10 protein-coding genes are annotated in these 12,436 nt (G+C 51.7%); 1 reads left to right on the top strand and 9 read right to left on the bottom strand.

Annotated elements, in window-relative coordinates:
- Positions 1 to 884: 884 nt before the first annotated feature.
- The 9 genes from LDN30_RS03500 to LDN30_RS03460 form a co-directional block, all read right to left on the bottom strand.
- Positions 885 to 1,373: a hypothetical protein gene (locus tag LDN30_RS03500; RefSeq protein ID WP_223928737.1), complete on the bottom strand. Its 489-nt coding sequence runs from the start codon at positions 1,371 to 1,373 to the stop codon at positions 885 to 887.
- A complete protein-coding gene (locus LDN30_RS03495) occupies positions 1,373 to 2,383 on the bottom strand; it encodes a class II fructose-bisphosphate aldolase (protein WP_223925440.1) in 1,011 nt (336 codons plus the stop codon). Before LDN30_RS03495 ends, LDN30_RS03500 begins: the two co-directional genes overlap by 1 nt.
- 189 nt (positions 2,384 to 2,572) lie before the next feature.
- Positions 2,573 to 3,259, bottom strand: coding sequence for an MIP family channel protein (locus LDN30_RS03490; protein ID WP_223925438.1), 687 nt, complete (start codon positions 3,257 to 3,259; stop codon positions 2,573 to 2,575).
- A 10-nt stretch (positions 3,260 to 3,269) separates the two neighbouring features.
- Entirely contained in the window at positions 3,270 to 4,895 is a 1,626-nt protein-coding gene (locus tag LDN30_RS03485; RefSeq protein WP_223925436.1) for a glycoside hydrolase family 43 protein, read from the bottom strand.
- Between the two features lie 164 nt (positions 4,896 to 5,059).
- Positions 5,060 to 5,932, bottom strand: a complete 873-nt coding sequence (locus LDN30_RS03480) for a hypothetical protein (protein WP_223925434.1) — start codon at positions 5,930 to 5,932, stop codon at positions 5,060 to 5,062.
- Positions 5,933 to 5,950: 18 nt separating this feature from the next.
- The gene (locus tag LDN30_RS03475) at positions 5,951 to 6,439 is read right to left on the bottom strand and encodes a DUF6108 family protein (RefSeq protein ID WP_223925432.1); all 489 of its coding nucleotides are present in this window, start codon (positions 6,437 to 6,439) and stop codon (positions 5,951 to 5,953) included.
- Positions 6,440 to 6,493: 54 nt separating this feature from the next.
- Positions 6,494 to 6,937 carry a PG0215 family putative anti-sigma factor gene (locus tag LDN30_RS03470; RefSeq protein WP_223925430.1) on the bottom strand — a complete coding sequence of 148 codons (444 nt, stop codon included), beginning with the start codon at positions 6,935 to 6,937 and terminating at the stop codon, positions 6,494 to 6,496.
- Positions 6,938 to 6,942: 5 nt separating this feature from the next.
- Positions 6,943 to 7,410, bottom strand: coding sequence for an RNA polymerase sigma factor (locus LDN30_RS03465; RefSeq protein WP_223925428.1), 468 nt, complete (start codon positions 7,408 to 7,410; stop codon positions 6,943 to 6,945).
- Positions 7,411 to 7,470: 60 nt separating this feature from the next.
- Positions 7,471 to 9,285 (bottom strand): MutS-related protein, encoded by a 1,815-nt coding sequence (locus LDN30_RS03460; RefSeq protein ID WP_223928736.1) that lies wholly within the window; start codon positions 9,283 to 9,285, stop codon positions 7,471 to 7,473.
- A 111-nt stretch (positions 9,286 to 9,396) separates the two neighbouring features.
- Here LDN30_RS03460 and LDN30_RS03455 point away from each other — a divergent pair, with 111 nt between their 5' ends.
- Positions 9,397 to 10,512 (top strand): SGNH/GDSL hydrolase family protein, encoded by a 1,116-nt coding sequence (locus LDN30_RS03455; RefSeq protein WP_223925424.1) that lies wholly within the window; start codon positions 9,397 to 9,399, stop codon positions 10,510 to 10,512.
- Positions 10,513 to 12,436 lie beyond the last annotated feature (1,924 nt).

Below are 12,436 nucleotides of genomic sequence, written 5' to 3'. Positions count from 1 at the left end.
TTACATAATATTTTTCCTCGAATCCGAGTTTCAGTGAGGTATAGAAAGGGGTATAGAACTACGGCTCTTCCATTTAATCCCTTTAGCAGACACGGCATAATAATTGCGCACCCACTCTTCCGATAAGTTCCACCTATAGTATAACCCTGTTAACCGTCAAATCAAGCACCACCTAACAAAGGTAAATGTAGCATAGAATCTCTTATATATCCGCAAAATTAAAGGTCGCTTAGTGAATTCTACGGGTGCGGAGATTAATCAACAGCAGAGTACTTTCTCTATCATACTTACAGCCCGGAAAGGACAACGCAACAGCAAACAATATCGAAATATCTTTACACCATTCCAAAACATACCATTTCGGCTTGCAAAACGGACCGTTTCAGCTTGCGAAACGGACCGTTTTGCATCCTAAAACGGACCGTTTTAGAACACAAAATGGCATGTATTAGTAATCCACTGATAATCAACGTCGTACAAAGACTGCGCAGCAAACGGCATACTGTGAATTATTTTTACATTATGTTACTTGTATTATATCATCCAGACCATTGCCAACAAAAGCATTTGTCAGAGGCAATCAAAGATTAACCATGCCATGGCGGTCAAGAACTAAATGAAAGAGCCGTACTTCAGACACAGACAATAAGATATAAACTTGAAATAGAATAATTGCTGACAAGGCACACAACTTACATTGCCGACAAGCTGTACTTACCGAATGCACAAGCAAAGTCAATTTTGAAGTCTACCCTTCCACATCCAAGCAGAGATACTGAAGAAAACCAAGAAATATAATAGTATCATTGCCATAAGGCAATGATTTCGAGGTAATTAACAAAAAGGAAGAACCAAGTGGCTCTTCCTTTTTTGTTTATGTACATTTAATGCGAAAGTTCTATATTCTGCGTATTACCGTTGACTCCATAGAATTTGAAAACCAACGGCTTGTCTTTCGGGAACTGGTTCAAGTCGACCGAAGCCTTTTTACTTCGGTGCAGACCCGTCGAGAGGAGCACCTTTCCGGTCTCATCACACACCTCCACCCTGTCGAGGGGTGAAGCGGCCTCAGCCTGCAACACGTAGTTGGCGTCGATTTCGGCAGTCGGAATCAGTGTCTCGTTGCTCGCAGCGTTTCTTATCGTATCGACAGAAACGGCCACAGCACCCTTTCCGGCAGCAGCATCCTCAGGAAGATCAGCCCCGAGGTCGTAGACCCCGGCACCCGTACCCTTGTAATTGTCGGGTACACGCGGCTTTCTCACCTGCGCACTGCGCTGCTTAGGTTTGCCAGTTCTGTGCCTACTCTGGGCCTGGGCACCAGTGCATACCAGTGCCAAGGCCAGAAATATAGATACCCGCTTGATGCTCATTAGTCGAGATTAGCAAGTTTATTCTCACTTCCAAGCACGTCAGTAATCTTGTGCTTGTACATCTCTGTCATGTAAGCGCGTGCCACCTTACCGTAGCCACGTGGGTCGAAGACCTCAGGATGGAGGGCGAGAGTCTCACGCACACCTGCTGTGTAAGCCAGACGAGAGTCAGAGTCGATATTGATCTTGCATACAGCACTCTTGGCAGCCTCACGAAGCTGCTCCTCAGGAATACCGATAGCGTCAGGCAGATTGCCACCGTACTTGTTGATGATGTCGACATACTTCTGAGGAACAGAAGAAGAACCGTGGAGAACGATTGGGAATCCAGGGAGTTTCTTCTCTACCTCGTGCAGGACGTCGAAAGCCAATGGAGGAGGTACCAGACGGCCAGTCTTCGGGTCGCGTGTGCACTGCTCTGGCTTGAACTTGTATGCGCCGTGGCTTGTGCCGATAGAAATAGCAAGAGAATCGCAGCCTGAACGCTGTGAGAACTCGATAACTTCCTCTGGACGAGTGTAGTGCGACTCCTCCGAAGCAACCTCATCCTCAACGCCGGCGAGCACACCGAGCTCAGCCTCAACGGTGACATCGTACTTGTGAGCGTACTCCACGCACTGCTTTGTCAGAGCGATGTTCTCCTCGAACGGCTTCGACGAAGCGTCAATCATCACTGATGAGAAGCCCATATCGACACAGCTCTTTACGAGCTCGAAAGAATCTCCGTGGTCGAGGTGCAGAACAATCTCAGGATGGTTGCATCCCAACGACTTTGCATACTCCACGGCACCCTCTGCCATGTAACGCAGCAGGATTGGGTTTGCATAGTTACGTGCGCCCTTGGAAACCTGCAGGATTACCGGCGACTTCAGTTCTGACGATGCAGTTATGATAGCCTGGAGCTGCTCAAGGTTGTTGAAGTTGAATGCCGGGATAGCATAGCCACCGCTGACGGCTCTTTTGAACATCTCACGGGTGTTGACGAGTCCTAATTTCTTGTAATCTACCATAGTTTATTTATTATTTTAATGAATAGTTAATTCTTGGTTTTAACAACTGCAAATATACAACATTCATCAGACAAGAGCAAGGCAGAACTATTAATTGATGTAATAGAAACGTTAAAATATTTAATTTTTCATTCGATTCAACCGTCCTTCTTGTTTTTTGTCAAATGGAGTTTGCAAAAGGGCACGGCCCTATTTCTTCTTCTCCGCCGGTTCAATGCCTTTCCATATCAACGAAGCGAGGGCTCCGCCGATGAGCGGTGCGATGATGAAGATCCACAGATTCGACAGTGCCGTTCCACCCTGGAAGAGTGCCGGACCTATCGAGCGGGCCGGATTCACTGATGTTCCCGTAAAGCGGATGCAGGCCAGGTGTACGAGCACGAGGGCCAGACCGATAGCCAGACCTGCAAAGTTGTTCGTTGCACCGTTGGTCTTCGATGTTGCCCCGAGGACCACCAGGACGAACACACACGTAAATATAGCCTCGGCGAGGAATCCTGCCAAAGGCGTAATGCCCGTCTGCAGGTCGTTGGCACCCGTCCCCACGGGACCGCCTTCACCGGTACTGCTGACGATGACATAGAGCAGCAGGGCACCGATGATGCCTCCTACAATCTGCCCTATCCAATAGCCTACGGCGTCTTTTGTACTCATTTTTCCACTCAGCAGCACACCCAACGTTATAGCCGGATTAATGTGGCATCCTGAGATTCCGCCTATGGTATAAGCCATAGCCACTACCGACAAACCGAAAGCAAGAGCTGTTCCCACCATTCCCGGCACGTTACTCGGGTTGCAGTCGAGGGCCACAGCCGCTCCGCATCCCATCAGCGTCAGCACCATTGTACCGACCATTTCAGCTAAATACTTTTTCATGATTTATTGTTTATTGATTAATGTCGAATGATTTTACAGTTACTGTACCGTCGTTTCCGTTGCAGTACATTCCTATGGTGACTCCCGTAAATCCACCAGCGACCTCAGTAGAGAGCAGCGGGCAGTCAACCTGACCTATATACTTCCATTCCAGCGGCTTAGCGGCACCGTCGCCGACATAGAATTTATACAGCAGTCCATCGCTTACCACCCTCAGCATCACCCTCGGCGATGCCATTGCGACCTCGCCAAGCACCGTATCGACCGATTTCAACCGCAGTCGCAGACTCGCTTTGAAAGCCTTTCCCGATTTCACGATGCACAGGTCGGCATGACCGCTGTTTATCTGATACACCGTCAGTCCGGCCCGTGCGCTGCCTATTTTACCGCAGTCCATCTCCACAGTATAAGTGCACGACGGTGCTGTCTGGCGCAGTCCTATCCACGTTGTGGGCTCCGTGCCGTCGATTGTTGCCACCGATGCTTTCAGTTTCAAGCCCTTGTCGGTGAGCGCGTAAGCACCATCGACAGGCTGACCGAGATGAATCCACTCCGGGCCGAATTCCTTTGTCCTCGTGAAATCGTACGTCCTGCCGCACTCTCCTGCGCAGTCGGCCGTTTTCGCCACGCAGTTCGCGTTACCCATAGTGCATTCCTTCGGACAACCCTCCATATCGGTGGCAGGCAGCAACGCCGTCCGCATGACCGTATCGATGGCCTCACCACCGTAGACCGTGGGCCATTCGCCCTCGTTCCACGTCACCGGAGCCAGGCAGGTCTCACGGCCGAGATGATGATAAGCACCGCTAAAATTACGGTAAGCGAGGAAAACGACCCACCAGTTGCCGGCCGCGTCCTGGACAAAATCGCCATGACCAGTACCCTGAATCTGCTTATTCTCACCCTTATGATTGCAGTTTGTCATGATTGGATTACGCGGACAAGCCTCATAAGGGCCATAGATATTGCGGGAACGGGCAATGGTGAGCCCATGAGCCAGCTCCGTACCGCCTTCCGAAATGAGAAGATAGTAGTAGCCGTCTTTCTTATATATATGTGGTCCCTCGGGGTATCGTCCTCCAGTTCCGTCCCATATAGCCTTACTTGGCGTCAGCTGTCGGCCGCTTTTCGGGTCTATCTGGCACAGCGTGATATGTCCGTCGGGGTTAGAAACCATCCAGCAGGTATCGCCCTCAAACATCAGACTGGGGTCGATACCCTGCTGCTGGAGCCACACCGGTTCACTCCACGGGCCGCGGGGATCGGTGGCCGTGACGAGAAAATTGCCGCCGTTACCCACATTGGTGGTAATCATGTAGAACGTACCCTTATGATAGCGAATTGTAGGGGCATAGATGCCGAGCCACGATGTGGCGTCTTTCAGCGGCAGCTGACTTTTCCTTGTGAGCACATTGCCAATCTGCTCCCAGTGCACGAGGTCACGGCTGTGGAAAATAGGCACGCCGGGGAAATACTGGAACGAGGAGTTGACAACATAGTAGTCATCCCCGACGCGCACACACGACGGGTCGGGATGGAATCCGGCAATGACCGGATTGTGATACTCACGCTCCGACTGTGCCCACGCAACAATAGCGAAGAACAGCAGACAGACTGAAAGCATTACCTTTTTCATAAACTGATTGCTTGGTTTTATCTAACGGTTTAGTTGTCAGCGCAAAGATAATACTTTCATTTCTAATCTGCAAATAGAATTTAATATTTTTTAATTACATGAGCCATAACGGCCCATTTAATGGATAATAATGACATTTATATGCTGAAAATCAACACCTTCCATCAGAACCAGAAACCAAACGAGAGCATGTGGAACTTCATTCCGTGGTCGGCCTTAATCATGTTTGCCGGACTGTACTTAAAGTAGAATCCTAACCATTCGGTCCTTATGCAGGCCATAATGTCGACAGTGAACGGCCGGACATAGACGTTTTTCATCTTCTCCTTGACGTCGCGGCCATCGTCTTTCCACTTACTGACGATGCTGCTGTAGGTATTGAAGTTGAACACCGGACCCACCGACCATCCGCAACCGTGCGAATAATAATTGTACATCAACGGGAAACTGAGACTGAACACCGTCAGTTTCGACTCCTTAGGCCTCACCCCGTCAGCATAGTTGCCGAAAGTCAGTTCTCCGTTGGCTTTCAGGAACTTATTGGCCCGTGTCAGTCCTATCGTCCGCCAGTCGAGACCGAGCCCCAACGAGAACGAATGCTTTCCAGCCTTCCATGGCGAGTAGTTGGCATTCAGGGGCATAAACATTAATTCAGCCGACTTTCCGGCCTGCACCTCCGCCGGTCGTGGCAGTCCCGGTGCCGACAGGAAGCCCGCAAAGAGGTTCATCGTTATCTGGAAGGTCCAGTTCTTGGTGGCATCATCCTTATGCCGCGGCATACCGAACCGGAAGGAGAAGTCGTTAGAGTTTATCCCCGACTCGCTTACATAATTGCTGTCGGTGAGCTCTATCTTGCTCTGATACGTGAACTTAGGATTCCCCTCCTTGCCCTCAACCCTTATGGCCTGGAGCGAGTCGTTGGTGACGACGGTCACCACATCGGGTTTTCTGACAACGATGGTGTCGCAGGGATTCATCTCCGCCCATGCCGACAGCGACGCCGACAGAACGCACAATAGGAACAGAAATTTCTTCATGATGTCTATTTTTATATGTTATTTTATCATTTTTCTCAGCTCGTCGATACTTGCCACCCGTCCTTCCATATATACGAGTGTCACCTGGGCGTTACGCTTCCCCGAGTAAAGGAAGCAGAGATAGCGGTGCAGTCCGCCCCGCCCGGGCATACTGAGAATGAGCGAGTGCTCCTGACCGTGGTCACGGCGCTCACTGCCCGTGGCTCCGCGGGCATCCTCCATGACGAGGCGCGTGACCCTCGCCAACACTCCTGCGTTGGCCGTGAACCGCACACTGTGGTAGAATGTCAGCCCGTACTTGCTGATGGCACGTCCCTGGACCCTCACCTCCACCATATTGTCCTTTGGCACCACGCCACCCGTAAAGACTGCGTTGCTGTGGAGTCCCGTCTGCGCTACGGCCATCAACGGCAGGATGAGGGCCACGACGGCAGCCATCAACCGTGTTCTGAGGCGTCGGTTGAGGTTTTCCACCGTCCCGCTAATGACGTAGAGTATTGTTTTCATTACCATATCTATACATCTTTTATTATTTATCACCTGTCATTTTCCGTTGCCGCCTCACATCAGCACGTCCTTCAGCTGGGCGTCGACGGTGGGCTGGTCGCCATTGTCAATCTCCTTGAGGGTGGCGTTCATCTCCTTCATCACCACCTTCTCGTTCGTCACCTTACGCCCGTAGACGTAGGCCTCGCAGTAGTTCTGGCTGCGGTAGATGCCCATGGCGGCCACCACGAGGACGATGATGACGGCCGCAGCGGCAGCTATGCGGTGCCATTCCTGATGCCGCCGCTCCATGGCGACGACCTTTGTCGGTGACTCTTCCGCCCTCTCGTCCACAGTATCACGGAGCAGTCCGAAGGCCAAGAAGTAGTCCTTCCACTCCGCGAGGTCGTCATCGGCGTCGCCAGAAGCGAAATAGCTGTACAGAGCCGACTCCTCGTCCGTCGTCGTCGAGCCGTCCATAAACTTTTTTATCAGTTTTTCTGCTTGTTCTTTATCCATCTTCATCATCGTTTCATTTCCTCCATCATCATTTTTCGCAGGGCCTGGCGACCTCTGCTGAGGCACTTCCTCACCGCCACCTCGCTCATTCCCGTCATCGCGGCGATATCGGCCATCTCCTCACCGCCGATGTGGCGGAGACGTATGACAAGCTGCTGCATCGGTGTCAGCCGGTCTATGAGCCTCATCATCAGGTCTATACGCATATCGTCGGTGGGCACCTCAGCAGCATCATGGCCCTCGAGAGCCACGTTGTGGTGCGACCGTCTGAGCATCGTCACACTCACATTGCGGACAAGGGTGAAAGCCAAGGCGTCGACGGGACGGTGCAGGTCGGCGCGCAGCTCCCACAATCTGACGACGACATCCTGGGCCACGTCGGCGGCATCATCATCCTGCACATACCGGCGCGCCATCGCTTTCAGCCGTGGCAAGAGCCGTTCGGCCTCTGATTGAAACTCGATGTCAGTCATTCCTTTTTCGTGTTGCTCATCAGTATTACGCTGCAATGGCCGTTTTGTGACAGTCCAAGGCTAATTTTCTTTCAAAATATTTTTCAGCAGGAACGTAGCGTTCTGATTTCTCGCCACACCGGGCGTAATCTTATAAGAATATGTGACGTCGGTGCCCAAGGCTATCTCGAAGCAGTAGTTATGGAACCTCTCGGGCTGTTCTTCAGCCATAGCTGAGAGCTTCAGGTCGTGAGTGGCAATGACACCGGTGACATTCTTCCCGGCCACATATTCGAGGAACATCCGCGAGCCGGAGAGTTTATCCTCCGAGTTCGTTCCCTTCAGTATCTCGTCGAGGATTATCAAATGACCGCCCGATGTCCCGTTTCCGTTCTTTCCGCTGCCGTCATTGGCCCCGTCCTCCTTCAGCGAGTCGATAATCTGGCGCAGGCGCAGCAGCTCGGCGTTGAAGTATGAGATGCCGTGGGTGAGGTCATCGGTGGTGCGCATCGACGTGAACAAGCTGAACCTACTCACCGTCAACTTATTAGCAAATACCGGCATACCGTTCATTGCCAACACGTAGTTGACGCCGAGACTGCGTAGAAAGGTACTCTTTCCGGCCATATTCGCGCCGGTAACGATGTAGAAATTGCGGTCGGCGATACTGAAATCGTTGCGCACGGCACCACTGCCGAGGAACGGATGGAACAGTCCGCGGGCCTCATAGACCACCTTGTCGGAGTCGACGACAACGGCATCGCTGACGATTGCGGCCTCGTTATAACGGAAAGTGGCCATGGAGACGAGCATGTCGAACTCGCTGACAGTACGTATCCACACGTCGAAATCGTCGGAATGGCGCTGCTGCCACTTGGCAAAGTCGCCGACAATGCGCATATCCCACGCAAAGAGCATGTCGAAGATGATGAGTCCGAGGATATTTCCACGGCTTTCGAGTTTCTGAAGGATGTCGTCGAGCTGCCGCAGCGACTCCCCCGCTCCGGCCACACGACCGCGGAGGTCGGCAAGGACGGGCTCATCACTGTCGAGATTCTCCACTATCCGCACGAGTTCCACATACACTCCGAGCTGCTTGACGAGTCCGCCGATGGTGTCGGTCATCGTTTTCATACTCCTCGAACACAGATAGTATACGGCGAAGAAGTTGACAAGGCACCACCATGTCATCTCCATAAGGTGCTCTTGCGTAAAAATGCAGGCCACAAGGGCGCAGATGAAGACCACCGTATACACCCTTACCGCCACCCCGACGGCCTTGCTCCGTGCCCACCGTGGCAGCCGCACGTCATGCATGGCGGCGAAAGCCTTGCCTACGGCGGCGGTATCGGCACGGCGACGCTGTCCCCACCGTTTGAAGTCAGTGAGCAGTTGGACATTGTCCGACAGCCTCCGTATGGCCTCACGGCGACCGTCGTGGAAACAGTCGGAGAGGCTCAGCGCGGCCGCCAAGGCATCGGCACCACCCGTCGTCACCGTCCTGCACACACGCTGGTAGAGTCCCCCGTGGCCGAAGATGTCGAGGTCGAAGGTGAAAGGATGCCGGGCATCGGCATAACGGCTGCCGTCGTCGAAATCGTCGAAGATGCCCTGCTTGTAGCGTAGTTCCTTCTCGCACACCGCAGCGACATCCTCCAAGCGACTGATTTCACGGTCGTTACGGGCATCGGCACGCCTCGTCAGCACGTAGCCCGCCACGAGCAGGAGACCGGCAACGGCCGTGGCGGTCTGCGCGATGCCGCTGGCATAGAGGGCAATGGCACCGATGAAGAGGATGAAAGTCAGTATCTCACCGGCCACAAAGAGGCGGCCACGGGATCGGAGAGCCGACAACCGCCGTTTGCAGCTGTCGGAAGTCTGTTCGTAAAATGTCATAAGCCAAAATAATTTTTAGTCACAAAGGTAACATATTTTTTGCCATTCCCGACTATTTTGTCTACATTTGCAAAATATTAACTAACAAAAATAACAACAGTCATAACAACAATGAAATCCAAACTCTTCGCAACAATCCTTGCCATCGCCCTCGCCACCGGCATCAAAGCCGGTCCTACGATTCCCGTCAGCGGCCATGTCATCAATGCCGACGACCCCGGCATACAGTACGTCGGACGTGTCGACTTCACCAATCCCCAACGTCCGGCATTCAACTTCCCCGGCACGGAAATCCGCGCCAACTTCGAGGGCACATCACTGAAGATGATTGCCCGCCCCATGAGCGGCTACTTCATGGTGAGCATCGACAGCTGTGAGGCCTTCAAGGTGAGCCTCAACTGTCCGGCCGACTCGGTGGTAACACTCGCCACGGCCCTCCGCGACGGCCGCCACAGCGTGAGGATAGCATACGCCATGGAAGGTCTCGACACGCATCCGGAATTCTGGGGCTTCGTCCTCGACAACGAGTGCGACATCCTCCGGCCCACAGCACTCCCCGACCGCCGCATCGAGTTCATCGGCAACAGCATAACCTGCGCCTACGGTGTGGAGAGTACGGAGAAGACAGCACCCTTCGAGTATGCCACCGAGAACCACTTCTACAGCTACGCCAGCCGCGTCAGCGATGCCCTCGGTGCCATCCACACGTCGATATCGCGCAGTGGCATCGGTGTCTACCGCAATTATGGCGACGTGCGCACGGGCAGCCGCGACTGCATGCCGCAGGAGTTCCGCAACACGCTCTTCGCCGACAGCACCCGCCACTGGGACTACAGCCGCTGGCAGCCCGACGTGGTGTGCATCAACCTCGGCACCAACGACTTCTCGACCGACAACTACGACGCTTCCCTCTACGAGCAGGCCTACCGCAAGTTTCTTGCCCAGGTGCGTGGCGTCTACCCCAAGGCGAAGATCATTCTCCTCTCCGGTCCGATGCTCGGTGAGAAGGAGAACAGCATCGAGAAGGCCGTCCTCGACAAGCTACAGAAGGAAAGTCGCAAGCACGGCGACAAGAATGTCTATCGCTTCGACTTCACACCCCAGACCGGCGACCTCGGCTATGGCGCAAGCTACCACCCCAGCTACCGCCAGCAACAGAAGATGGCCGACGAGCTGACACCCTTCATCAGTTCGCTGACGGGATGGCAGCAGAATGTAGGAAAGTAAATATTTTTTGCCAATTTTCACGTCTCAGAATTTCAATGAAATAGAATCAGCAAGACGGAAAATATCGGACAAAAATGCCGTAAAAACGCTTTCAAATTGCAATAAGGTCCGTTTCGCATTGCAATAAGGTCCGTTTCGCAACGCAGTTTGGTCCTTTTCGCAACGCAGAAAGGTAGCTTTTGCCACCACAAAACCTACCTTTCTGTGTTGTTTTTGGTCTAAGCAAGATGTCAATAAAAAAGAACTTCCTGATTATCAACGTATTAGCAAAACTCTCAAAAATCACGTATTTGACCACTAATTCATCGTCCGTCAACTTCAAGCGATTCTCCGACGATGAATTGTAAAGATAGATTACGCATATTCAATCACGGATTAGAGTCCACAATCATCGCCCGTCGGTTTCAAGCGATTGTCCCGAGATGACTTGTAAAGATAGAACACGCAGATTCACTGCAAATTGTCGTCTCACTGATTTAACATTCACTCTTTCAAACAACTCAACAGCACAACAAGCACACCGTCTGGTCTACAATAGGCATATGTACTTGGTCATTTGACGGAATTCTACTTGGCAATTTGACGGAAATCCACTTGGCAATTTGACGGAAATTTACTTGGTTATTTGACGGTTCACACCCTAATGCACTTAGGTCATTTTCTCTGCCAACTGAAAGCCCCGACGGGGCTTAATCCTCATTAACCCCAGACTAAGGGAGCGCAGCGACCGCAGTCTGGGGTAGTAAACGACAAAATAAATCCAAGACCAGCCTCGAAGAGGTTGAATAGCGGTACGCGCATAATCATCACTGCATCAGAGCTTTGCGCACAACGTGCTATTGTGCGTCTTCGAGGCACTGAATGTATAGCGGTCTGCATCTTTCTTCCCCGGACTGCACTCGCTATCGCTCGCTTAGTCCGGGGTTACCGACGATTCAGCCCCGTCGGGGCTGGCAGTGGCAGAGAGGAAAATTCCCTCGCAAAGCCGCAAAGACCGCAAAGGACACGCCAAGGAACAAAAAGATTCTTTCGCGGAAACTTTGCGGTCTTTGCGGCTTTGCGAGAGAGATTATAAGCTGCACCTAACCACTTGCAGGGGCGGGTAGGCAGGGTTAGGGGCCGTCCGGTCGGTCGTAAGACCGAATATCTGTATCTCCCTTTTGGCAAACGAATGGCCACTTTATTACATGTTGCGGCTTGCGTGGTAGGATTAGGGGTCGTCAGAAAAAAAGATATTCGGTCGCAAGACCGAAAATCTGCATCTCCCTTTTGGCAAACGAATAGCCACATTATTATATGTCGCGGCTTGCGAACAAACAGATTAGGGGTCATCCAAAAAAGCAGAGATTCGGTCTTGCGACCGACCGGACGGCTATAAAGACAGACCCATGAAACCTCACTGTGCCGCTTGTCAGCTATTGGATCTGCGTAATCTGCGAGAGAGAAAATTGCAAGAATATCAGAGTGAGAGAATTCGCAGATGCTCTATGCTATTTTTTACCATCCGTCAACATTTTTGGCTCGACTGTATCTTTCATTGTCTCAGACCGTTAGAAACAAGCAGAAAAAATAATCGGCGGAAAACTTGCATTCGGCTTAAAAATTTTGTATCTTTGCATTAAGAAATCGTGAAGAACACAAAATATCAATTATAAATTCGGATGAACTCGCGGGCAGCACATAGAGGTTTCTGTAAACATCTAACCGTGTCGAAAGACGTGTGCAAACATAAGCAAAGGGTCTTTGATTAGCGCCTATAAGCAAAACAGATGTTGCAGAACATCTTTCGATGGCAAAAAGTTAGAAATACTCACTTTAAAGTAAAAAATCCAATAAACGCTTGGAGATTTAACTCAAAAAGTATATCTTTGTAGCGTTATGATGATATAAGCCGAAACTTGGACTGAGGCTCAGTCGGCATTGG

Origin of the sequence: Prevotella lacticifex (assembly GCF_019973375.1) — a bacterium.
GTDB classification, from domain to species: Bacteria; Bacteroidota; Bacteroidia; order Bacteroidales; family Bacteroidaceae; genus Prevotella; species Prevotella lacticifex.
The sequence above is the reverse complement of the archived record's forward strand: the minus strand, read 5'-3'. Positions and strand labels throughout refer to the sequence as shown.

Bases quoted from the DNA above. Each gene is read 5' to 3' on its own strand.
- LDN30_RS03465 (WP_223925428.1), bottom strand. From the start codon at position 7,410: ATGACTGACATCGAGTTTCAATCAGAGGCCGAACGGCTCTTGCCACGG.
- LDN30_RS03495 (WP_223925440.1), bottom strand. From the start codon at position 2,383: ATGGTAGATTACAAGAAATTAGGACTCGTCAACACCCGTGAGATGTTC.
- LDN30_RS03480 (WP_223925434.1), bottom strand. From the start codon at position 5,932: ATGAAGAAATTTCTGTTCCTATTGTGCGTTCTGTCGGCGTCGCTGTCG.
- LDN30_RS03490 (WP_223925438.1), bottom strand. From the start codon at position 3,259: ATGAAAAAGTATTTAGCTGAAATGGTCGGTACAATGGTGCTGACGCTG.
- LDN30_RS03460 (WP_223928736.1), bottom strand. From the start codon at position 9,285: ATGACATTTTACGAACAGACTTCCGACAGCTGCAAACGGCGGTTGTCG.
- LDN30_RS03455 (WP_223925424.1), top strand. From the start codon at position 9,397: ATGAAATCCAAACTCTTCGCAACAATCCTTGCCATCGCCCTCGCCACC.
- LDN30_RS03470 (WP_223925430.1), bottom strand. From the start codon at position 6,937: ATGGATAAAGAACAAGCAGAAAAACTGATAAAAAAGTTTATGGACGGC.
- LDN30_RS03485 (WP_223925436.1), bottom strand. From the start codon at position 4,895: ATGAAAAAGGTAATGCTTTCAGTCTGTCTGCTGTTCTTCGCTATTGTT.
- LDN30_RS03475 (WP_223925432.1), bottom strand. From the start codon at position 6,439: ATGAAAACAATACTCTACGTCATTAGCGGGACGGTGGAAAACCTCAAC.
- LDN30_RS03500 (WP_223928737.1), bottom strand. From the start codon at position 1,373: ATGAGCATCAAGCGGGTATCTATATTTCTGGCCTTGGCACTGGTATGC.